Origin of the sequence: Bradyrhizobium sp. WSM1253, assembly GCF_000244935.1 — a bacterium.
Classification (GTDB): Bacteria; Pseudomonadota; Alphaproteobacteria; order Rhizobiales; family Xanthobacteraceae; genus Bradyrhizobium; species Bradyrhizobium canariense.
This window is the reverse complement of record NZ_JH600073.1, coordinates 80,847-100,952: the sequence shown is the minus strand read 5'-3', so window position 1 is coordinate 100,952 and position 20,106 is coordinate 80,847. Positions and strand designations below refer to the sequence as shown.

The following is a 20,106-nucleotide window of genomic DNA, read 5'->3' as shown; positions in this document are numbered from 1 at the left end:
GGACCCGGCCGATCTTCACCGAAACCTAGGCTTGGCAGGTGTCAAAAACAAGGACCAAGGCAGCGCCAATTCGCTGTTGGCGCTACGTAATTTTGCTAGTGTTAACTGGTCGCAGGTGGCCGGTAGAAGGCCGGGACGTCAGTCCTCGCTACCGCCCTCGCCGCCCTCATTGCCGCCTTCCGGCGGCGTCTCGGGCTCGACCGCAGGCGCCAGCGCGAGATCAAGGTCCTCGCCAGGTTCCAGCGGATCCTCGTCCTCACGCAAAGTCGGGTCATCCGACGGCGTCGGCACGCTGAATCCGGTCGGCAGACGCGAATCCAGAAGGCCCGTGCCCTTGAGCTCCTCCAAACCCGGCAGATCGCCGAGCTGTTCCAGAGTGAACTGCGACAGGAAGTCCTCGGTGGTTCCGAAGGTCAAGGGACGGCCCGGCGTCTTGCGACGGCCGCGCGGCTTGATCCAGCCGGTTTCCAGCAGCACGTCCAGCGTGCCTTTCGAGGTGACGACGCCGCGGATCTCCTCGATCTCGGCGCGCGTCACCGGCTGGTGATAGGCGATGATTGCGAGCACCTCGATCGCGGCGCGCGACAGGCGGCGGGTTTCGGTGCTCTCGCGGGTCATCAGCCAGGCGAGATCGCCCGCCGTGCGGAAGGTCCATTTGTTGGCAACCCGGACGAGATTCACGCCGCGCAAGGAATAGTCGGCCTGCAACTGCTCAAGCGCGGCCTTCACGTCCACGCCCTCGGGCATGCGCTTGGCCAGCGTCGCGGTGTCCAGCGGTTCATTCGAAGCGAACAGCAGCGCTTCCAGCAGCCGCAATTCTTCGGGACGTGCCTGGGACTCGTTCTCCATCGGCTCGGCCTCTTCTACCCGCACTTCAGCCAGGCTTGCCATGGCAGATTCTCCTTGTTGCACTTAAGCGACCGGCGCATCGGGCGCAGGAGCTGCGTCCATGACCGGCTTGGGGCGCCCCTTCCGGAAATAGATGGGCGCAAACGCCTCTTTCTGATTCAGCTCGAGCTGACCTTCGCGCACCAGTTCGAGCGCAGCCGCGAAACTCGAGGCGAGCACCGTCGCGCGCTGCGTCGGATCGGCGACGTGCTGCAGCAGAAAATCGTCGAGAACGCCCCAATCGTCTTGCTCGCTGATGCTGCCGACCAGCCGCTCCAGCGTGGCGCGCGCCTCCGCAAGCGACCACACCGTGCGCTTGGCGAGATGCACGCTCGCCAGCACGCGCGACTGGCGCTGCGCGGCATAGGCGGTGAGCAGGTCATAGAGCGTTGCGGTGTATTTCGGATGCTTGATCTCGGCGATCTGCTCGGGCTCGCCGCGCGGGAAGATGTCGCGCAGCAATTGCTGCCGGTTCATCAGCCGGTTGGCGGCTTCGCGAATGGCCTCCAGCCGGCGCAGGCGGTTGGCGAGCGCCGTCGCCATCTGCTCGGCGCTCGGGCCTTCCGCACTCGGCGGCTCCGGCAGCAGCAGGCGCGATTTCAGAAAGGCGAGCCAGGCCGCCATCACGAGATAGTCGGCGGCAAGCTCGAGGCGGATCTTTCGCGCGGCTTCGATGAAGTGGAGATACTGGTCGGCGAGCGCCAGGATCGAGATCTTGGCGAGATCGACCTTCTGCTGCCGCGCCAGTGCGAGCAACAGGTCGAGCGGACCCTCATAGCCCTCGACGTCCACCACCAACGCCGGCTCACCCTCGGCGAGCTCTGCGGGCCGCCCGGTTTCAAACGATAGGATTTCTGCGGTCATGCCGATGCCGTGTTTGCCCGTGCGATCAATGCGTCCAGTTCGGCGCGTGCGGCCGCGCGATCGAACGGTTGCGGTCCTCGACGCGCCGCGAGCGCGGCGTTCGCCCGCTCCAGCGCCCTGCCCGCCAGTTCGGGTGTCTGGCCGGCGACCTCACGCATCTCCTCGATCTTGCCGTTGCAATGCAGGGCCATGTCGCAACCGGCCGCAAAAATCGCGCGGGTCCGCTCGGCGATATTGCCCGACAGCGCGTTCATCGACACGTCATCACTCATTAACAAACCCTGGAACCCGATTGTGCCGCGAATCACCTCAGCGATCATTGTCGCAGATGTCGTCGCCGGATGGGCGGGGTCGACCGCGCTAAACACAACATGTGCAGTCATGGCCATCGGCAAATCCGCCAAAGGCATGAACGCCGCGAAGTCGGTGCGCTCCAGTTCGTCTCGCGACGTGTCGACGGTCGGCAGATTGAAATGGGTATCGGCCGTAGCTCGGCCATGGCCGGGGATGTGCTTGAGCACCGGCAACACGCCCCCCTCTTCCAGGCCCTCGGTGACCGCGCGGGCGATCGCGGCGACTTTTCCCGGTTCGGTGCCGTAGGCCCTGTTCCCGATGACGGCGTTGGCGCCAGCCACCGGCACGTCGGCCAGCGGCAAGCAATCCACGGTAATGCCGAGATCCCCGAGATCGGCCGCGATCAGCCGGGCACTGAGGCGCGCCGCGGTCAGCCCGAGCGCCGAATCAGTATCGTAGAGACCCGCGAAAATAGCGCCCGGTGGATAGACCGGCCAAAGCGGCGGCCCCAGGCGCTGCACCCGTCCACCCTCCTGGTCGATCAGGACAGGGGCATCAGCGAAACCCGCGACCGCCCGCAATTCCGCAACGAGTGCAGCAACTTGAGCTGGCGTCTCGACGTTGCGCTTGAAGAGGATGAAGCCCCATGGGCGTTCGCTGCGGATAAACTCCCGCTCGGCGGCAGTTAGTTCCGTTCCGGAAACGCCGGTAATGAAGGCCCGCGTGCTCATACGGCCGATTAACCCTGACCCGCGAGACGGTCAAGGAAACGGCCGTTAATTCCTCTGGACGAAGCAGGCAGACAGGCCCGCGGATTTCAAACTGTTGCAGGCCTGGTTCGCCTCTTCGAGCGATCCGTAGGGTCCAGCGAAGGCGCGGTAGACGATTCCCTTGCCCTTGTCGGTCAGGTCGACCCGCTTGACCACCGGAGCGCGGGAGCCCAGCACGCTGCCGTACTTGCTCTGAAGCACCCGGTAGGAGGCGTGGGCGCTATCCTCGGTCTGCTGCGAGGAGACCTGCACGACGTAGCCACCGCCACCGCTGCTCGCGGGCGCAATTTGCGTCGGATTGGTCGCAGCCATCCGCTGCGGCGGCTCCGCAGCCGGCGCCGATTGCGGCGCCAGCGAGAGCGGCTGATTGGCACTGGCATTGGCCGAGGTCGGCGGCGTGCGTGGTGCAGCGGGTGCCGCAACGGGCTTCAGTGGAGCTGCCGGCTTCGCGACGGCGGCGGCTTGCGACGCGGTGGCGTCGGTCTGATCGCCCTTCACGGCCACGGTCCTGATCGCGCGCGGCGAATTGTTCGGCAGCGTGCCGTTACTCGGATTCGGGCCCGCACTCGATAGCGGAATGCTGGACGGCGACACGCTCGCCACCGGCGGCGGGTTCGCGTTCTGGTTCAGCGGCGGGAACACCACGCGGGGACCTCCCGCCTTGGCGTTGACGTCGACAGGCGCCTCCTCGCGCGGCACGATCTTCTCAGCGCCATCACCGGTGACCATGCGGTCCGGCACCTTGGCCGAGGAGTCCGACGGCGCCGGCACGATTTTGGTCGGCGTGTTGTCGGCCTTGATGATGGGCGGCTCGCCGCTGCGGGGCGAGCCCACATAGGTCTTGTAGGCGAACGCAGCGCCGGTCCCGACCACGGCAAGCGCCAGGATCGCCGCGACCGTCATCATGCCGCCGCGCTGCTTCTTGGGCTCGTCGAGATCGGCCTCGGGATAGTCGCTCTGGAATGCGTAAGGATCGTCGGGATAGGCGGCATCGCGCTGGTAGTCTTGTTCGCCCGCCTCCAGCCGTCCGTAGAGCGCATCGTCGTAGCGCGCCGGATCGGGCTGCTGCTGATAGGCTTGTTCCTGATAAGCCTGATCGTGCTGCTGGTAGGCCTGATCCTGATAGGCAGGAGCTTGATAAGCAGGAGCTTGATAGCCCTGATCCGGATAGGCCTGCGGCTGACGAAAATCAGGTTCGGGCTCGGGCGCAGTCGGCTGGGCTGAATAACGATGCAGTGGATGAACCGGGTTTACGGAAGCGGGATAGGCAGGCTCAGCTGGCGCCGTCTGCGGCTGCACATTGGCGCGCCGCATCCATGAGGGCGGTCCGGGCGGCGGCGGAGGAGCCTGCTCGGCATAGTCCTGCGGGTCATCGTCCTGGCGATAGTCGTCGTCCTGATAGCTCTGGGCAGGCGCGGGCGCTGCTGGCGGGTGCGCACCCGGCCGCCCTTGCGCCGCAAACGGATCGGTCTGCCCGATCAGGCGGGCGAGTTCGGCCAAGGGATCGCCGCTCCCATGCTGATCGCCACCGCGACCATAGTCATCGGAAGGAAACGGTCTGTCCTGATATCGTTCGGCCATCGTGATGATGCGTCCCTTCGGGAAAGCCGCGCGCCCCTCGGCCAAGGCACGGCTTTCGACCCACAAGGCTTTCAACCAAGTCTAAGCGATCCGGCTTCTGCCGGTTACCCCCGAAATCCCTTAAGTAGTTCGCCCCAAACTACCGCATCTCGTCCGGAGCATGGACGCCGAGGATGGCGAGGCCCGATGCCAGGACAGAGACGACGCCCTGGACCATGGCCAGCCGCGCCTTCGTTAGATCTGCATCATTATTGATAATGAAGCGTAAATAGGGCAAATCGCGCCCCTTCGTCCAAAGTGCGTGAAATTCGCTCGCTAAGTCATAGAGATAGAAAGCAATTCGGTGCGGCTCGTGGGCGCTTGCCGCCGCTTCCAGCATGCGCGGAAAAATTGCGAGCCGCTTAAGAAGGTCGAGCTCAGCCGGGTCTGACAGCCGTTCCACCGCCGACTCACCGAGCCAGGCGATGCGCTTTTCGGTTTCCTCGGGGAGTTCCGGGAACACCTCGGCCCGGGCGTTGCGGAAGATCGAATGGCCGCGGGCGTGGCCGTACTGGACATAGAACACGGGGTTGTCGCGCGACTGTTCCATGACCTTGGCAAGGTCGAAGTCGAGCACCGCGTCGTTCTTGCGGTAGAGCATCATGAAGCGGACGGCGTCCTGGCCGACTTCATCTACCACCTCACGCAAGGTGACGAAGTCCCCGCTCCGCTTGGACATTTTCACCGGCTCGCCGTTGCGCAGCAACTTCACGAGCTGGACGATCTTGACGTCGAGCGCCCCCTTGCCGGAGGTCGTCGCCTTCACCGCCGCCTGCATGCGCTTGATGTAGCCACCATGGTCGGCGCCCCAGACGTCGATCATTTCCGCAAAACCACGGTCGAACTTGTTCTTGTGGTAGGCGATATCGGCGGCGAAGTAGGTATAGGAATTGTCCGACTTGATCAGCGGGCGATCGACGTCGTCGCCATAAGCAGTCGCCTTGAACAGCAACTGCTCGCGATCTTCCCAATCCTCGGCCGGGGCCCCTTTTGGCGGCGGCAGACGGCCCTGGTAGACGTCGCCCTTGGCCTTGAGGAAGTCGATGGTCTCGGCGACCTTGTTGTTGCCGGCGTCCTGCAGCGAGCGCTCCGAGAAGAACACGTCGTGGCGGATGTTGAGCGCGCCGAGATCTCCCTTGATCTCGTCCATCATCATCGCGATGGCCTTGGCGCGTACCGTCGGCAGCCACGCGCCCTCGCTCATGGCGAGGAGCTTGTCGCCGTGTTCGTTGGCCAGCGCCTGCCCGACCGGCTTCAGATAGTCGCCGGGATAAAGGCCTTCCGGAATCGCGCCGATGTCCTCGCCGAGCGCCTCGCGATACCTGAGGAACGCGGAACGTGCGAGCACGTCGACCTGCGCACCGGCGTCGTTGATGTAATATTCGCGCGTGACGTCACGGCCTGCGAACTCGAGCAGGCTCGCCAGCGCGTCGCCGAACACGGCGCCGCGGCAATGGCCGACATGCATCGGTCCGGTCGGGTTGGCCGAGACATATTCAACGTTGACCTTGGAGCCGCCGCGGACGCGGCCGTAATCGGCGCTCTCGCGCAGCACGGTCCGTAGCGCCTCCGCCCATGCGGCCGGCTTCAGCGTCAAATTGATGAAGCCGGGACCGGCGACGTCGACCTTGGCGATCAGCGCATCCGCGCGCAGCCGTTCGGCGATCTGCTCGGCGAGATCCCGTGGCTTTGCCTTTGCCTCTTTCGCAAGCACCATGGCCGCGTTGGTCGCCATGTCGCCATGGGAGGTATCGCGCGGCGGCTCGACCACCACGCGCGAGAAATCGATGCCCTCGGGCCAGTTGGCGTCCGCCGCAAGCGCGCGGCAGACCGCGTGCACGCGTGCGAGCACGTCGGCGAACAGGTGCAGTGCTGAGGATGTGTCGGGCATGGGCGCCGCCTAACGCAAATCCGGGGTCGAGTCAAAGAGCCGCTGGTGCTCGGTCAGGGCGAAACGGTCGGTCATTCCGGCAATGAAATTCCCGATCCGTCGAGCCCGGTCGCCCTCATTGTCCGCCTCCGCCCCGACCAGCCATTCCGGCGGCAGTTCGCCGGGCGATGTGAGGTATTTCGCGAACAGGTCGAACAGGATCTGTTCCGCCTCGCTCATCACCCGCATGACCCGCTTGTGGCGGTACATGTGCTGATAGAGAAAGCGCTTGATGGCGGCCTCCTTCTCGGCGACCGCGGCGGGGAACGCGATCAGTGCCCGGCTCTGCTGGCGCACGTCCTGGGCGGATTGCGGTTTCACGGCGGCAAGGTTTGTCTGCGCCTCGGCGAACACGGCACCGATCAGGTGCGAGATCAGCTCGCGCACCAGCTCGGCGCCGCGCCTGACGTCTTCGAGATCGGGGTAATGCGCAGACGTCTCGGCGATGATCTCCGCGGTCAGCGGCATGACCTTGAGGTCGTCGAGGTGAAACAGGCCGGCGCGCAGGCCGTCGTCGATATCGTGGGCATCATAGGCGATGTCGTCGGCGATCGCGGCGACCTGTGCCTCCAGCGAGGCGAAACTCCACAACTCGAGATCGTAGGTCTTGATGTAGTCGGCGATGCCGACAGGAATGCCGTGCTCGCGATAACGCCCGACCGGCGCACCGCTGCGATCGGTCAGCGGGCCATTGTGCTTGACGATGCCTTCCAGCGCTTCCCAGGTCAGGTTGAGCCCGTCGAATTCGGGGTAGCGGTGTTCCAGCGCCGCGACGACGCGGAGCGTCTGGACGTTGTGGTCGAAGCCGCCGAAATCCGTCAGGCAGGCGTCCAGTGCCCGCTCGCCGGCGTGCCCGAACGGCGGATGGCCGAGGTCGTGGGCGAGCGCCAAGGTTTCCGTTAGGTCCTCGTCCAGCCCGAGCTGCCGCGCCAGCGCCCGGGCAATCTGCGCCACCTCCAGCGAATGGGTCAGCCGGGTCCGGTAATGGTCGCCCTCGTGGAACACGAACACCTGGGTCTTGTACTTCAGTCGGCGGAACGCGGTGGAATGGATCACCCGGTCGCAATCCCGCCGGAACGGGCTGCGGGTCCGGCTCGGCGGTTCCGCGACCAGCCGGCCGCGGCTGCGATCGGGATCGCAGGCATAGGGCGCGTGGGGGGCAGCCATTCCGACGGACACGGCGAATTTAGTCCCTATCCATTTGATTCTGCGTATGGTGGCACTTAACTATGCCGGACGCGGGATACCAACTGAATTGGGCAACCGACCTTCGGGCGACCTTGGTGTGACCGCGGGGCTATCGGAGACGAGCGATGACGACTGACGTGACCATCAGTGACAAGGCCGCACGCCGGATTGGGGAGATCCTCAAGGACGAAGGGTCTGGCGCGATGCTGCGGATCTCGGTCGAGGGCGGCGGCTGCTCCGGCTTCCAGTACAAGTTCGACATTGACCGTGCCCGCACCGACGACGATCTCGTGATCGAGCAGGACAATGCTGTGGTGCTGGTCGATTCCGCCTCGCAGCCGTTCCTGGCGGGCTCGCAGGTCGATTTCGTCGACGATCTGATCGGCGCCTCGTTCCGGGTCAACAATCCCAACGCCACGGCGTCCTGTGGCTGCGGGACCAGCTTCTCGATCTGACAGGCTTTAGGCGCCAGTCATCTGCCTTTCCTCGTCCGTCCACTCCACGTCGACAGGCGTGAGCTCCGGCTGAAGTGGTGCGTCTTCCGCCATCACATGTCCATCGAGCGCGCGCAGCAGAGCCGCCACCAGCGCAGGCTTGCGCAGCGGTTTGGCGAGGAAGTCGGACATCCCCGCCTCGCGGCAGATCTTGACGTCCTCGGGGAAGGCATTGGCGGTCAGCGCGATGATCGGCAAGGCCGCGAAGCATCCGCCCTCGGCGCGGATCGCACGGGTCGCGGCAAGCCCGTCCATCTCGGGCATGCGCACGTCCATCAGCACGATATCGTAATCGTCTTCGGACACGGCCGCGACGGCCTCGACACCGTCGGTCACGACGCGCAACTCGACGTCGAAGGCACCGAGCATCTTGCTCACGACCATGCGGTTGACGGCGTCGTCCTCGGCGACCAACACCTTCAGCGGTCGGTCGAGGCCCGCGATGCGCGCCTTGAGATCGTCGGCTTCCTCGCGGCCTGCGTCGTGATCGGACGTTTGCACCTGACTCCACGGCAGTACCAGCGTGAAGCGGAAGGTCGAGCCTTCGCCCGGCGTCGAGGTGACGCCGATGGTGCCGCCCATCTGCTCGATAATGCGCCGCGAGATCGCTAGGCCCAGCCCGGTGCCGCCGAAGCGGCGGCTGATCGAGGCGTCGGCCTGGGCGAAGTCGGAGAAGAGCTCGCCGAGCTTCTCGGGGGCGATGCCGATACCGCTGTCGGTCACGCTCCATTCGACGGTGGCGAGCAGATCGCGGCGGGCCTGACAGACAGCTGCGATCGTGACTTCGCCTCCGTCAGTGAACTTCACCGCGTTGGATGCGAGATTGAGCAGGACCTGGCGGATACGCGCGACATCGCCGCGCAGCGTCGGCGGCAGGTTGGGATCGAGCTCGACCTTGACGGCGAGCCCCTTGCTCTTGGCGCTCGCGCGCACGATGGTCGCCACGGCTTCGACCATCGCCTGCGGCGCGAAGTCGATCACCTCGAACGCGAAGCGTCCGGCCTCGAGCTTGGACAGGTCCAGGATGTCGTTGAGGATGCGCTGGAGATTGTCGCCGGACTCGCGGATCGTGGTGACAGCCTCGCGCTGCTCCGGATCGAGTTTTGTCTCCAGCAGCACGCTGGCAAGCCCGAGCACGCCGTTCATCGGCGTGCGGATCTCGTGGCTCATCACCGCGAGGAAATCCGATTTGGCGCGGCTCTCGGCCTCGGCCTTTTCGGCGCGCCAGCGCTCGGTCACGTCGCGGCCGAAGCCGCGATAGCCGAGGAATTGACCGTCGCGGTCGTAGGCCGGCTTCGCAGTGAGCGACCACAGCCGCGCCTCGCCGCCGGCGACGACCTTGAGGTTCATTTCGTGCAGCGGTTCGGCGTGCTCCATCAGGCCGACGACGTTGTAGGCCGCGCTCTTGTCTTCGGGGCACAGCATGTCGAGCACGTCGGCGAAATGCGAGCCCTTCAGCAACGGCAGTGGCAGCTGTGCGACGGCGGCGAAGCGCTCGGGCACGTCGACCAGATGCCCTTCGGCGTCGGTCTGCCATAGCCAGTCGCTGGCGTTCTCCTGAAAATCCTTCAGCAATAGCGAAATGATCTCGGTCTGGCGCTCGAGCTCGAGCCGGGCCTTGAGATTGCCGAGGAACAGATTGCCTTGCGAGACGATGTTGCGCGCCATGAAGAACGCGAACAGCAGCAGAAACACCGCGGTCAGGAGGTAAGGCCCGGTGCCGCACAACAGCAACGCCGCGGCGCAGGCAATCGTCGTCGTCGCGAGATAGACAAGGCCCGCGCGCGGGAAGGTCGAGAGCATGAAGGCGCCGCCGGACATCGTGCCGACCATCAGGCAGGCCAGGACGAGCTGGCTGGTCGGCTCGATGCGGCTGAACAGCGCGATCGGCAGCGTGCCCCAGATTGCGGCGAGGAAAAACGCCTGCCGCAACATCTGCCGCGCGGCGCGGGGCGAGGCTTCCTGCGGCGGGCTCCGGTGGGAGCGCCGCCACGCGCGCACCGCGAGCGAGGCGGCGGTCGCGAGGGTCATGCCCCAGATCGCGAGAAAGTCGTTCCAGCCACGGCCCCAGAACAGGACCAGCACGACTGCGACGTTGAGCATGGTGACGGCCATCGTCACCGGGATCAGGCGTATCACCGCGTCGATCTGCTTGGCGCGGATGCGGCTCAGCTCGCGCTCGCTGAGACCGGCGGTCAGGCCGTCCTCGATCTCGTAGCCGCCGAGCCAGTACAGGAACGCGCCGATCAACCCGTCGCGGGGCTCGGTTCGCTTCATGGATTTGTCCGGCCGTCCCATTCGAAAAACCTTTTCACGATCAATGACCCAGGCCCGACTTAAGCCGGGTTAATTTTGTGGGAGATTTCGCAGCGTCCTTGACGGGCGCGTTTGCATTTTGTTCTAACCATGGCCCCTGCCCGGAGCCCGTCGAAATGCCCATCAGAATAGCCACCTGGAACGTGAACTCGGTCCGGCAGCGGATCGACCTGTTGCTGACCTGGCTGAAGGAGTGCCAGCCGGACATCGTCTGCCTCCAGGAGATCAAATGCGTCGACGAGGCCTTCCCGCGGCTGGAGATCGAGGCGCTCGGCTACAACGTGGTCACCCATGGGCAGAAGACGTTCAACGGTGTCGCCCTGCTCTCGAAGCTCCGGTTCGACGAGACCAAGTCGGGGCTGGCCGGCGACGACGAGGATGCGCATGCCCGCTTCCTCGAAGGCGTGGTGACGCTCAAGAGCGGCGTGCTGCGCATCGCCTGCCTCTATCTGCCCAACGGCAATCCGGTCGGCACCGAGAAATATCCCTACAAGCTCAAATGGATGTCGCGGCTTCTTGAGTATTCGAAGGAGCGCCTCAAGACCGAGGAGCCGCTGATCCTCGCAGGCGACTTCAACGTCATCCCGCATGCCCGCGACGTCCATAATCCCGCCGCCTGGACCGAGGACGCCCTGTTCAAGGCCGAGACGCGGGAGAGTTTTCAGTCCCTGCTCGGCCTCGGCCTGACCGATGCGCTTCGGGCCGTCACCGACGAGCCCGGGCTCTACACCTTCTGGGACTACCAGGCCGGCGCTTGGCAGAAGAACCACGGCCTGCGGATCGACCATCTGCTGCTGTCGCCACAGGCCAGCGACCGGCTCGGCAATGTCGGCATCGACAGTTATGTGCGCAGCTGGGAGAAGCCGTCGGACCATGTGCCGGTGTGGGCGGATCTCGACCTCGAGGCGGCGTGAGGCCGCCTCAACCCATCACTCCCGGCGACCCTGGACCCATTGCTCCAGCATCTGCAGGCACATGGCGCGATCGTCGTCGGAGGCCTTTGCGAAGGCGCGGTTGTAGTTTTCCTTGATCCAGGTCTCGTCGCTACCTGCGCTGTCGCGCGCCAGCGTCAGCCACATCAGGCCGCGCGCGGCCTGCCGCGGCAGGCGGTCGCCGTTGAACAGCATCTGGCCGAGCAGCGCCTGGGCCTCGTGCTGGCCCTTCTGCGCGGCGAGCCCAAGCCAGCGCGCGCCGTAGCGGAAATCCTCGCGCGAAGCGTCTGGTGTCTTCAGGTACAGGCGGGCGAGATCGTATTGCGCATCCGCGTTGCCGAAATAGGACGCGGCATAGGAGAACATCTCCCGCGCCCGCTCCTGGTCCGGCTTGACCTTCGAATTCGGGATGCCACTGAGATAATAGCGGCCGAGCGCCACAAAGGCGTTGGCGACGATCTGCGCCTGGGGCGCGGACGGGCTGTCCTCGGCGTGCGCGTTGGCGATCCGGGTGAAATACTCGAACGCACGAACATCGTCCTGGGCGACGCCGTCGCCATTGGCATACATGCGGCCGAGCTTCCACTGCGCGATGGGGTGGCCCCCTTCCGCGGCATATTGCAGGGCGCTGAGCGAGGTTTCCTGCGGCACGACTGGCGGTACATTGCGCACCTTGCCTGCTGCGCCCGGCAAGGTCGTGACCACCGGGATGGTCGCATCCTTCTGGCTGACGGGTGCGCCGTCAAAGGCGAGCGCCGGCGCGGCCAGCGCAGTAGCCCCCAACACAAACGCAACGATGGTACGCCTAGATGTCCGCATAGCACTGTTTCTCGTGCGCGCCGCCCGGATGGGTCACTGCCCCACCGACCGCTGGTCCAACCTGCTGAGCATATTTCCAGAGCGCGCCCGTCGTGTGGTTAGTCGCGCGAGCGGTCCATTTGGTCTTGCGCTGGGCAAGCTCCTGGTCGCTCAATTTTACGTTAAGGGTACCGGCGACCGCGTCGATCTCGATGATATCGCCGTCCTCGAGCAGCCCGATGGGGCCGCCGATGGCGGCTTCCGGCCCGACATGGCCGATGCAGAAGCCGCGGGTGGCGCCGGAGAAGCGGCCGTCGGTGATGAGCGCGATCTTGCCGCCCATGCCCTGGCCGGTCAGCGCCGCGGTGGTCTGGAGCATTTCCCGCATGCCGGGACCGCCCTTGGGCCCCTCGTAGCGGATCACGATGACTTCGCCTTCGCGGTAAGTGCGGTTCTGGACGGCCTCGAAAGCATCCTCCTCACGGTCGAAGCACCTGGCCGGACCGGTGAACCTGAGGTTGGACATTCCCGCGACTTTCACGATCGCACCTTCTGGCGCCAGATTGCCCTTCAGACCGACCACACCGCCGGTGACGGTGATGGGTTTGTCTGCCGGGTGCACCACGTCCTGGTGCGGATTCCACTTCACGCTTTTGAGGTTTTCGGCGATCGTTCGACCGGTGACGGTCATGCAGTCACCGTGGAGAAATCCGTTGTCGAGCAGCGTCTTCATCAGAAGCGGTATGCCACCTACTTCAAACATGTCTTTGGCGACATAACGGCCGCCCGGCTTCAAATCCGCGACGTACGGTGTCTTTTTGAAGATTTCGGCGACGTCGAACAGGTCGAACTTGATGCCGCACTCGTGCGCGATTGCCGGCAGGTGCAGTGCAGCATTGGTCGAGCCGCCGGACGCGGCGACCACGGCGGCGGCATTCTCCAGCGCCTTGAGGGTAACGATGTCGCGCGGCCGGATGTTTTGCGCGATCAGCTCCATGACCTGCTCGCCCGCCGTCATGCAGAAGGCGTCGCGAATTTCATAGGGTGCCGGAGCACCAGCCGAGTACGGCAGCGCCAGCCCGATCGCCTCGGAGACGGTCGCCATCGTGTTGGCGGTGAACTGCGCGCCGCAGGCACCCGCCGAGGGGCACGCCACGCGCTCGATCTCGTCGAGGTCCTCGTCGGACATTGCGCCGACCGAGTGCTTGCCGACGGCTTCGAACATGTCTTGCACGGTCACCTGCTGGCCCCGGAAATTGCCGGGCAGGATCGAGCCGCCATAGATGAAGATCGAGGGCACGTTGAGGCGGACCATCGCCATCATCATGCCCGGCAGCGACTTGTCGCAGCCGGCCAGGCCAACGAGGGCGTCATAGGCGTGACCGCGGATCGTCAGCTCGACGGAATCGGCGATGCATTCGCGCGACGGCAGCGAGGAGCGCATGCCGTCATGGCCCATGGCGATGCCGTCGGTCACGGTGATGGTGCAGAATTCCCGCGGCGTGCCGCCGGCGGCTGCGACGCCCTTCTTCACCGCCTGCGCCTGGCGCATCAGGGAGATGTTGCAGGGCGCGGCCTCGTTCCAGCACGAGGCGACGCCGACGAAGGGCTGGTGGATCTGGTCGGTGGTCAGACCCATGGCGTAGAGGTAGGACCGATGGGGCGCGCGCGCAGGGCCTTCCGTCACGTGACGGCTCGGCAGCCTCTGCTTGATGTTGCTCTTCGCGTCCATCGCAAACCAGTTTCCCCGGCGAACCCTTTCAGACCCGAAAAATCAGTGCCAAGATTTGAATCGACCTTTTGAATCGACCTTGGGGATTTCCGTCGCCTTCCAGGACCACCGCTGCCGCTAAAACATTCGAGTGATTTTATTCATGTTCGGGTGTGGCCAAAAAGCGGCGTTGATGCGAACGGACAGAGATGATGGTTAAATCCGTGACGGGTGTTGCGCGGACGGCACAATCGTGGCTTGGAGGACACGATTGAGCTTACTGCGATACCCCCGGCGGGAGGACAATCCACAACTTCAGGCCAGTAGATGCCCGCACCGCAACTAAGACGCGACGACGAGGCGCAGCCAAGGTGAGTCGGCGCCTTCATCATCCCCCGCGCGTGCCCCTACGCGCTGCAAAGGCCTCTGCGCTGCGCATCGGAGACTCAAGGGTCGAGCGTGGCGCACACTCTCTCAAAGCGTCATTGCGAGCGAAGCGAAGCAATCCAGAATCCCTCCGCGGTAAGACTCTGGATTGCTTCGCTGCGCTCGCAATGACGGCGTATGAGGCGGCAGCGGCACTCTTCCAGCTCGCATTTTTACTTGCAGACATGCCTTTTCGTCCTCGCGGCTGATTTCGCCCGAGCTTTGCTTGTTCACTCCACCCTCTTATCCAAGAGGGCGCAGGGAAGGCCGGGTGCCAGCTGGCACCCGCGGTCCGCTGCGCGAAAAGCACACGCAGAAAAACCGCACAGCAGCATACAGGTGGTGCCAATCACTCGGCCTTCCCTGCGCGATGGTTGGACGGCTTATGCCGTGCTCTCCCGGGAGCCGAACTTTCCTTCTGGCCTCCCTCGCCTCGCGAATTGGATGATGCTGTCTGCCCGGTTGGGCTCGCACACACCTCCGCGACAGCTTGACCGTAGCAACAACGGCCAGGACCACACGGTTTTGCCGTACGCGCATTCGCCATTTCGCCGCAGGGTTCGACGGCCTCGTGCACGTAGCCATCGAAATACCGACGAGACGAACTTCACAGCGCCGCTCGTCCGCACGTGGCCACGGGCTCACAGGGAGTACCCGCCCTGCCCGCACCTCTCATGCCGACGCTGCCGCGTCCACCGCAAGCCCGGCTCGCAATCAAGACGACAACGAGATCGCCCCTCAAGGATGAGCCGGGATGACCGACACATACGCCGTTTCCGAATTTCGGTAAAGTAGAATATTTTAGACACACCGTCTTGACACGAGCATGTCAAGAAATGGTCGGGTGTTTTGCCCGACGGGTCACGGCGACTGCATCGTGAAAGTCAGATCAAGGCGACCCGGGATCACGCGGCCCCGCATCCGGGCTGCAGGATCACGCAATCCGGCGCGGCGCTGCCGCAGCACGTCGTCTCGCAACTGCTGACCAGCGCGGCCACGGTCGCTTCCAGTGCCCGCAGCTCCGCAATTTTCTTCCTGATCGATCCGAGATGCTTCTCCGCAAATGTCTTCGTATCGCTGCAGGGCAAGCGCCGCTGACCCGATGCGAGGATGTCGCGCGTCTCGTCGATGGAGAAGTCCAGTTCGCGGCAGTGCCGGATGAGACTGAGTGCCTTGAAAGCCTCTCCGCCGTAGACGCGCTGGCCGCCCTGGCGCGCTGGCGGCGTCAGAAGACCGATGCTCTCGTAATAGCGGATGGTGGGAACCGAAACGCCGGCCGCCTTGGCGAGGACGCCAATTCTCATGGAGCTCTCACTTTTCGCTTGAACCTCAAGTGGCTTGAGGGCGTAGCGATCCGGTCCGTGGCGCACAAGCATGAGGAGAATCACATGAGCGTTATAGGACCGTCCTGCAACCTTCCGTCCGAGACGTCGCCAGGATGCGGCTGCGCGGCCAAGCTCGAACCAGGGACCGAACCAGGAGGCGGCAAGGCCGCCGGCACGGCGGTCGCGGCCGCGGTTGTCGCTGTAGCCTGCACGGCGTGCTGTGTGCTTCCCTTTACCCTGCCCGCTGTCGTGCTCGCCAGTGCAGGCAGCCTGATCGCCGTGTTCGACCATGCGCACGGGCTGATGACGATACTGTCCATCGCCGTCGTGATCTGCGCCTGGGGCTGGATCGTCTGGCGATCGCGGACGCGCGGCTTGAAAATCCGATCGTCCGTGCTGGCTGCAATGTGCGCCGCGACCGTTCTGACCGCGACAGCCGCGCTGTGGCCAGTGATGGGGCCCGCTGTCTTCCAGGCCCTCGGTCTCGCCAAGAAGCCGAAGCATCCGGCCGGCTGATGGACGCAATCACGATCTTCGGACTGCTGTCGGTCAGTGCGATGCTGTTGTTCTACGCGCTCGAGCCGCGCGGACCGCATTTTGTGCTGGCCTTCGCGGCAGCCTGCGCGCTCAGCGCGGTCTATGGCTTTCTCCAGGGGACCTGGCCGTTTGGGCTTGTCGAGACGGTCTGGACAGCGGTCGCCTTACGGCGCTGGGTCCGGTCATCGCCATGACCGGAACTTAAAGCCTTGGAGGCGCCTACGCGTTCCGCATCGCACGGCCGAACGGATCGACCAGGCGGACGATCTCACAGGCGGCAACGAGGCCGGCGAGCCAGACGGCGCTGGTCAGCCCGATGCGCGCAACGATGGCGGCGGTGAAGGCGCCCTCGCCGCCGAGGACCGGCGTCGCGACAAGCAGCGCGAACTCGTAGACCGCGTAGGCGGCAGCGAACGCAATCGCCAGCATCAGCGGCGTGCGGCCTCGTGGCAGCCTACGGAGGACCGTCGATGCGGCTGCGGTCGATAGCAGCGCAGCCGCGCCGATGACGAAGCCCCAGGCGATGGTGCTGATGTCGATCGGATAGTGCAGCACGCCGAAACCGATGGTCTGGTTGACCAGCCAGGCGCCGGTGACGACGAGCAGCGCCGGACGCAGCGGCAGCATCGCGGCGGCGATAACCGCGAAAGCGGCAAATGGCGTGGCGCAGGCGAATGCAAAGCTTGCCAGCGCGCATGACACCGTCAGCAGCGCGAAGCCGAACAGCGGCGCAAGCCGCGGCGCAACCGGGTACAGACGGAAACGGTCGCCGTGAGAGGGCAGGATCTGACGGGGCATGGATGAACTCCTGCCGGCGATCCTAGCACATTGCATTGGTTGGATCGCCTCCCGCGACAGTTCCAACTGCCCCATCGGAGGTCGTGAGAGATGGTAACGCGCCCTCTTGTCCTAGAACGGGCCGGCTACGCTCGCCCTCTTGCGCGCTGGGCTTGAGCCCAGGCCGCGGTGACGTCGCGCGGCGGGACGTCGACGCGCCGGATCGGCGTCAACTCGCCGGAGGCGGAGATGATCGCGGTCTCCTCGCGGCGGCAACGCGGGCACACGAAGCGGACCTCGTTCGGCGAAGCCGACCAGCTCGAACGTTTTACATTGGCGGCCATCGGCCAGGCTGCGCAGTGAGAGCATGACACCAGGAACCGACCGGGATCGAGCATACCCATTCCAAAGGACTCCGCGTCCTGCCATCCCTTCAATGATTAATCCATGTGAATCGTTCCGGTGCCGAGACACCGCCAAGGACACCGTCAAGGAACCGTCAAGACACCGTCGGCCCCGAACCAGGAGGCGGAGCGGCTCAATGGGCGCCCTTGAGCGTGCACGACGTGGTGCAGGTGACCGTGTTGCCGTGGTCGCACGCCTTGCAGGCGGCAACGCATTGGGTCATGTCGCGGGGATTGAAGGAGCTGTAGTTCCGCATCGCGCAGACTGGGGTCGAGCCGGTGATGTCCTGCTCCTGGTTGCAGGCTGCCGTCATGAGTCCAAACATGATGACCGCGAGGAGGCGCATGGGATCGCCCTGTGAGGCACGACAAAACAATCTCGCGAGGCGCGCTGCACCGCAGCGAGCCTCGGCATTTCCACAGCGGAAATCGCCGCAGGCGTCCCCGCTTCTGCATTGAGGATGCGCGCCAAGTGTTAAGAACGGATTGCCGGCGTCAGGCCGCAGCCTTGCTCGCGATGGCCTGCCGCATGTCCACGGCCAATTGGCGGTACTGCTCCGATAGCTTCAGATAAAACTCGCGCTTGGTGCTGTCGGTGGCCAGCCTGGCGATCAGCTCGCATTCGGCGGTGAGCGTCTCGAACCGTTCGAGCCTGTTCTCAAGTTCTGTCATCGGCGTGTCCCCGTCAAACGCCTCAAGGACATCAAACCTAAGCCCGGGAAATAGGTCACAGCGAACATCGTTATCGAGTAGAATCAATTTTTCCGCGCGGCCGGCTATTTCTGCTCCAACCGCCACGCGCCGTCCCAGCCCTCGTCCGGCGGATTGGCCTCGAACCGCGCAATACGGGCAAGCATTGCCCGCGACGGGCCGTCGCCGGGGACGGCTTCAAGTGCCGCGTTGAAGGCGGTACGGGCCTCGTCGAAGCGGCGGGCGCGATAGGCCGCGAGGCCTTCGGCGTAGTGCGAACGCAGACTCTCATGCGCGGCAGTCAGCGCGCCTGCCCGGCCCATCACCTCGAAAATCGTTTGCGGCACGCTTTGGCCGGCGACCGCAAGACGATCGACCTCGCGCAATTCGAGCTGTGAGCCGATCGCGTCCGCCGTCGCCTGCGAGATCAGGATACGGGTGCCAAAGGTCTTGTTGACGGCTTCCAAGCGCGAGGCGAGGTTCACGGCATCGCCCATCACGGTGAAGCTCATCATCAGCTCGGAGCCGATGCTGCCGGTCAAAACCTCGCCGGTGGCGATGCCGATGCGCAGATCGCATGGCACCGGCATGGCGCGGATGCCGAGGAGATCCGGGAGCTGCTTCTGGAGCGCGGGCACCTGGTCGGCCATGTCGAGCGCGGCGAAGCAGGCAAGCTGAGCCTGCTCCTCCTCCTCGATGAAGGGCGGCCCCCAATAGGACATGATGGCATCGCCGATGTATTTGTCGATGATGCCGCGGTTGCTCCTGATCGGACCGGACATGACGGTGAAATAGTGGTTCATCACCCTGACGAGACCGCGCGGGGTCATGCCCTCGCTCATCGAGGTGAAGCCGCTCATATCGCAGAACATGATGGTCATGACCCGGCGCTGGCCCTCGATGGCGACCTCGGGCCGGTCGATCAGGCCCTGAACCACCTTGGGATCGATATAGCGGCCGAAAGTCTCGCGGATGCGCTCGTTCTGGCGCAACTGCTCGACCATGCGGTTGAAGGCGGCAGCGAGCTCTCCGATCTCGTCCTGGGTCGAGACGCTGATAGTCTTGTCGAAATGGCCTGCCTCGACCTCGCGGGTGCCGGCCAGCAGCAGCCGGACCGGTCGCGTGATCCCGGTGGAGACCATGATCGCAAAGGCAAGTCCGACGATCGCCGCGAGGATGGTCACGATGCCCGAGACGATGATCGCCTGGCGCTGATGGCGGATGACCTGGGCGGTGCTCACGAACACCTGCGAGAGCATGTCGGCTCGGATCGCGTCGATCCGCTGGGTGAAGAGGTCGCGTAGCGCGTCCACATGGACGAGCACGTCGGGCGCGCCCGCAAAGTCCTTGTCATCGAGCAGCCGGAGCAGCTTGGCGTCCTCCTCGTCGAGTTCGCGGCGAAGCTCCTTGACTGCATTCTCGATGCGCGTCTCGATGCGGGCGAGTGCCGCGTTGTCCGACGGTGTGCTCTCATCGTTGATGATCGCGTTGATCAGCTTTCGCGCGGCTTCGGCCTCCTGCTCGACCTGGGCGTCCGTTTCCCTGAAGATCTTCAGCCGCGCCGCAAAGCCCTCCTCGTCCGGCGGCGTTTGCATTTTGGCGATCACCATGCGCCGCATCGCCAGCGCCCGCTCCAACGAACGCACATTGGACCGCGCCAGGTGGCCGTAAGCCGGAATATACCGGGCGGTCAGCTCATCCAGAAGATGGCCGACGCGGCTCGACATCACCATCGACAGGATCGCGGTGACGACCATCAGGATGATGAGGCCGAGCGCAATCCCGACGATCTTGCGCCGGATCGACTGGTTGAAAATCGGCATGGGCGCGGGACAATGGGCTGAAGGGGAAAGGCCTTGGAACCAATACAACGGATTTGCCGCCGGGAATACTCGCAATTTGGCCGCTTGTGGCGTCCTGAACCGCCGCAACCGTCGCGCGAGCCTTGTTCGTTAATGAAGGTTAAGAAACCCGCTCGACCCGCCGTTGCACAAGTTCCCTCGCTCCATCCGTATTTCGCCGCATTGTTGGAACAGCTTGAGGATGCGAAACGATGTCGTGTCACCGTTTTTGACGCCGTTTTGATTCTCGAACCGCATCTCGTCGCGGACTTTGGTTTGTACTGGTTTCGCAGGGGGACCA

At 64.6% G+C, this 20,106-nt stretch carries 19 protein-coding genes; 4 read left to right on the top strand and 15 right to left on the bottom strand.

What is annotated here, in order from left to right; all coding sequences use genetic code 11:
• Positions 1-138: 138 nt before the first annotated feature.
• The 6 genes from scpB to BRA1253DRAFT_RS02285 all read right to left on the bottom strand — a co-directional run bounded on the left by scpB (position 139) and on the right by BRA1253DRAFT_RS02285 (position 7,533).
• The gene (gene scpB, locus BRA1253DRAFT_RS02310; RefSeq protein WP_007590655.1) at positions 139-891 is read right to left on the bottom strand and encodes an SMC-Scp complex subunit ScpB; all 753 of its coding nucleotides are present in this window, start codon (positions 889-891) and stop codon (positions 139-141) included.
• A 21-nt stretch (positions 892-912) separates the two neighbouring features.
• Positions 913-1,752, bottom strand: a complete 840-nt coding sequence (locus tag BRA1253DRAFT_RS02305) for a ScpA family protein (protein ID WP_007590654.1) — start codon at positions 1,750-1,752, stop codon at positions 913-915.
• Positions 1,749-2,777 (bottom strand): beta-N-acetylhexosaminidase, encoded by a 1,029-nt coding sequence (gene nagZ, locus BRA1253DRAFT_RS02300; protein WP_007590653.1) that lies wholly within the window; start codon positions 2,775-2,777, stop codon positions 1,749-1,751. The genes BRA1253DRAFT_RS02305 and nagZ overlap by 4 nt, the downstream gene beginning before the upstream one ends.
• A 45-nt stretch (positions 2,778-2,822) precedes the next feature.
• Positions 2,823-4,397: an SPOR domain-containing protein gene (locus BRA1253DRAFT_RS02295; protein ID WP_007590652.1), complete on the bottom strand. Its 1,575-nt coding sequence runs from the start codon at positions 4,395-4,397 to the stop codon at positions 2,823-2,825.
• 139 nt (positions 4,398-4,536) lie between these two features.
• A complete protein-coding gene (gene argS, locus BRA1253DRAFT_RS02290) occupies positions 4,537-6,327 on the bottom strand; it encodes an arginine--tRNA ligase (RefSeq protein ID WP_007590651.1) in 1,791 nt (596 codons plus the stop codon).
• Between the two features lie 9 nt (positions 6,328-6,336).
• Positions 6,337-7,533, bottom strand: a complete 1,197-nt coding sequence (locus BRA1253DRAFT_RS02285) for a deoxyguanosinetriphosphate triphosphohydrolase (protein WP_007590650.1) — start codon at positions 7,531-7,533, stop codon at positions 6,337-6,339.
• Positions 7,534-7,679: 146 nt separating this feature from the next.
• On the opposite strand from BRA1253DRAFT_RS02285, the gene erpA reads away from it, so the two are divergent.
• The gene (gene erpA, locus BRA1253DRAFT_RS02280; RefSeq protein WP_007590649.1) at positions 7,680-8,009 is read left to right on the top strand and encodes an iron-sulfur cluster insertion protein ErpA; all 330 of its coding nucleotides are present in this window, start codon (positions 7,680-7,682) and stop codon (positions 8,007-8,009) included.
• Positions 8,010-8,015: 6 nt separating this feature from the next.
• On the opposite strand, the gene BRA1253DRAFT_RS02275 is transcribed toward erpA, so the two are convergent.
• Entirely contained in the window at positions 8,016-10,346 is a 2,331-nt protein-coding gene (locus BRA1253DRAFT_RS02275) for an ATP-binding protein (protein WP_035992616.1), read from the bottom strand.
• Positions 10,347-10,480: 134 nt separating this feature from the next.
• Here BRA1253DRAFT_RS02275 and xth point away from each other — a divergent pair, with 134 nt between their 5' ends.
• Positions 10,481-11,278, top strand: a complete 798-nt coding sequence (xth, locus tag BRA1253DRAFT_RS02270) for an exodeoxyribonuclease III (RefSeq protein WP_007590647.1) — start codon at positions 10,481-10,483, stop codon at positions 11,276-11,278.
• A gap of 15 nt (positions 11,279-11,293) precedes the next feature.
• On the opposite strand, the gene BRA1253DRAFT_RS02265 is transcribed toward xth, so the two are convergent.
• The 3 genes from BRA1253DRAFT_RS02265 to BRA1253DRAFT_RS43330 form a co-directional block, all read right to left on the bottom strand.
• Positions 11,294-12,115 (bottom strand): tetratricopeptide repeat protein, encoded by an 822-nt coding sequence (locus BRA1253DRAFT_RS02265; RefSeq protein WP_007590646.1) that lies wholly within the window; start codon positions 12,113-12,115, stop codon positions 11,294-11,296.
• Positions 12,102-13,826, bottom strand: a complete 1,725-nt coding sequence (ilvD, locus tag BRA1253DRAFT_RS02260; RefSeq protein ID WP_007590645.1) for a dihydroxy-acid dehydratase — start codon at positions 13,824-13,826, stop codon at positions 12,102-12,104. The genes BRA1253DRAFT_RS02265 and ilvD overlap by 14 nt, the downstream gene beginning before the upstream one ends.
• Positions 13,827-15,136: 1,310 nt before the next feature.
• Positions 15,137-15,535: a MerR family transcriptional regulator gene (locus tag BRA1253DRAFT_RS43330; protein WP_007590644.1), complete on the bottom strand. Its 399-nt coding sequence runs from the start codon at positions 15,533-15,535 to the stop codon at positions 15,137-15,139.
• An 84-nt stretch (positions 15,536-15,619) separates the two neighbouring features.
• On the opposite strand from BRA1253DRAFT_RS43330, the gene BRA1253DRAFT_RS43325 reads away from it, so the two are divergent.
• Both BRA1253DRAFT_RS43325 and BRA1253DRAFT_RS02245 read left to right on the top strand, forming a co-directional pair.
• On the top strand, positions 15,620-16,072 hold the full coding sequence (locus BRA1253DRAFT_RS43325; protein ID WP_007590643.1) for a hypothetical protein: 453 nt from the start codon (positions 15,620-15,622) through the stop codon (positions 16,070-16,072).
• Positions 16,072-16,287 (top strand): hypothetical protein, encoded by a 216-nt coding sequence (locus tag BRA1253DRAFT_RS02245; protein ID WP_007590642.1) that lies wholly within the window; start codon positions 16,072-16,074, stop codon positions 16,285-16,287. Before BRA1253DRAFT_RS43325 ends, BRA1253DRAFT_RS02245 begins: the two co-directional genes overlap by 1 nt.
• A gap of 25 nt (positions 16,288-16,312) precedes the next feature.
• Here the strand turns inward: BRA1253DRAFT_RS02245 and BRA1253DRAFT_RS02240 are convergent, their stop codons facing one another.
• The 5 genes from BRA1253DRAFT_RS02240 to BRA1253DRAFT_RS02230 form a co-directional block, all read right to left on the bottom strand.
• On the bottom strand, positions 16,313-16,891 hold the full coding sequence (locus tag BRA1253DRAFT_RS02240) for a hypothetical protein (protein WP_007590641.1): 579 nt from the start codon (positions 16,889-16,891) through the stop codon (positions 16,313-16,315).
• Between the two features lie 125 nt (positions 16,892-17,016).
• On the bottom strand, positions 17,017-17,214 hold the full coding sequence (locus tag BRA1253DRAFT_RS41020) for a hypothetical protein (RefSeq protein WP_245285850.1): 198 nt from the start codon (positions 17,212-17,214) through the stop codon (positions 17,017-17,019).
• A gap of 194 nt (positions 17,215-17,408) precedes the next feature.
• Positions 17,409-17,621, bottom strand: coding sequence for a hypothetical protein (locus BRA1253DRAFT_RS02235; RefSeq protein WP_007590639.1), 213 nt, complete (start codon positions 17,619-17,621; stop codon positions 17,409-17,411).
• Between the two features lie 148 nt (positions 17,622-17,769).
• Positions 17,770-17,946 (bottom strand): hypothetical protein, encoded by a 177-nt coding sequence (locus BRA1253DRAFT_RS44240; protein WP_007590638.1) that lies wholly within the window; start codon positions 17,944-17,946, stop codon positions 17,770-17,772.
• A 104-nt stretch (positions 17,947-18,050) separates the two neighbouring features.
• Complete coding sequence (locus BRA1253DRAFT_RS02230) at positions 18,051-19,787, bottom strand: adenylate/guanylate cyclase domain-containing protein (protein ID WP_007590637.1); 1,737 nt, start codon at positions 19,785-19,787, stop codon at positions 18,051-18,053.
• Positions 19,788-20,106 lie beyond the last annotated feature (319 nt).

What these genes read in the sequence shown, in the direction of transcription:
- BRA1253DRAFT_RS02265 (WP_007590646.1), bottom strand. Translation starts at nt 12,115, where the DNA reads ATGCGGACATCTAGGCGTACCATCGTTGCGTTTGTGTTGGGGGCTACT.
- nagZ (WP_007590653.1), bottom strand. Translation starts at nt 2,777, where the DNA reads ATGAGCACGCGGGCCTTCATTACCGGCGTTTCCGGAACGGAACTAACT.
- argS (WP_007590651.1), bottom strand. Translation starts at nt 6,327, where the DNA reads ATGCCCGACACATCCTCAGCACTGCACCTGTTCGCCGACGTGCTCGCA.
- BRA1253DRAFT_RS44240 (WP_007590638.1), bottom strand. Translation starts at nt 17,946, where the DNA reads ATGACAGAACTTGAGAACAGGCTCGAACGGTTCGAGACGCTCACCGCC.
- BRA1253DRAFT_RS02245 (WP_007590642.1), top strand. Translation starts at nt 16,072, where the DNA reads ATGGACGCAATCACGATCTTCGGACTGCTGTCGGTCAGTGCGATGCTG.
- BRA1253DRAFT_RS41020 (WP_245285850.1), bottom strand. Translation starts at nt 17,214, where the DNA reads ATGGCCGCCAATGTAAAACGTTCGAGCTGGTCGGCTTCGCCGAACGAG.
- BRA1253DRAFT_RS02235 (WP_007590639.1), bottom strand. Translation starts at nt 17,621, where the DNA reads ATGCGCCTCCTCGCGGTCATCATGTTTGGACTCATGACGGCAGCCTGC.
- erpA (WP_007590649.1), top strand. Translation starts at nt 7,680, where the DNA reads ATGACGACTGACGTGACCATCAGTGACAAGGCCGCACGCCGGATTGGG.
- BRA1253DRAFT_RS02295 (WP_007590652.1), bottom strand. Translation starts at nt 4,397, where the DNA reads ATGGCCGAACGATATCAGGACAGACCGTTTCCTTCCGATGACTATGGT.
- BRA1253DRAFT_RS02285 (WP_007590650.1), bottom strand. Translation starts at nt 7,533, where the DNA reads ATGGCTGCCCCCCACGCGCCCTATGCCTGCGATCCCGATCGCAGCCGC.
- BRA1253DRAFT_RS02305 (WP_007590654.1), bottom strand. Translation starts at nt 1,752, where the DNA reads ATGACCGCAGAAATCCTATCGTTTGAAACCGGGCGGCCCGCAGAGCTC.
- BRA1253DRAFT_RS02230 (WP_007590637.1), bottom strand. Translation starts at nt 19,787, where the DNA reads ATGCCGATTTTCAACCAGTCGATCCGGCGCAAGATCGTCGGGATTGCG.
- BRA1253DRAFT_RS02240 (WP_007590641.1), bottom strand. Translation starts at nt 16,891, where the DNA reads ATGCCCCGTCAGATCCTGCCCTCTCACGGCGACCGTTTCCGTCTGTAC.
- scpB (WP_007590655.1), bottom strand. Translation starts at nt 891, where the DNA reads ATGGCAAGCCTGGCTGAAGTGCGGGTAGAAGAGGCCGAGCCGATGGAG.
- BRA1253DRAFT_RS43325 (WP_007590643.1), top strand. Translation starts at nt 15,620, where the DNA reads ATGAGCGTTATAGGACCGTCCTGCAACCTTCCGTCCGAGACGTCGCCA.
- xth (WP_007590647.1), top strand. Translation starts at nt 10,481, where the DNA reads ATGCCCATCAGAATAGCCACCTGGAACGTGAACTCGGTCCGGCAGCGG.
- BRA1253DRAFT_RS43330 (WP_007590644.1), bottom strand. Translation starts at nt 15,535, where the DNA reads ATGAGAATTGGCGTCCTCGCCAAGGCGGCCGGCGTTTCGGTTCCCACC.
- ilvD (WP_007590645.1), bottom strand. Translation starts at nt 13,826, where the DNA reads ATGGACGCGAAGAGCAACATCAAGCAGAGGCTGCCGAGCCGTCACGTG.
- BRA1253DRAFT_RS02275 (WP_035992616.1), bottom strand. Translation starts at nt 10,346, where the DNA reads ATGGGACGGCCGGACAAATCCATGAAGCGAACCGAGCCCCGCGACGGG.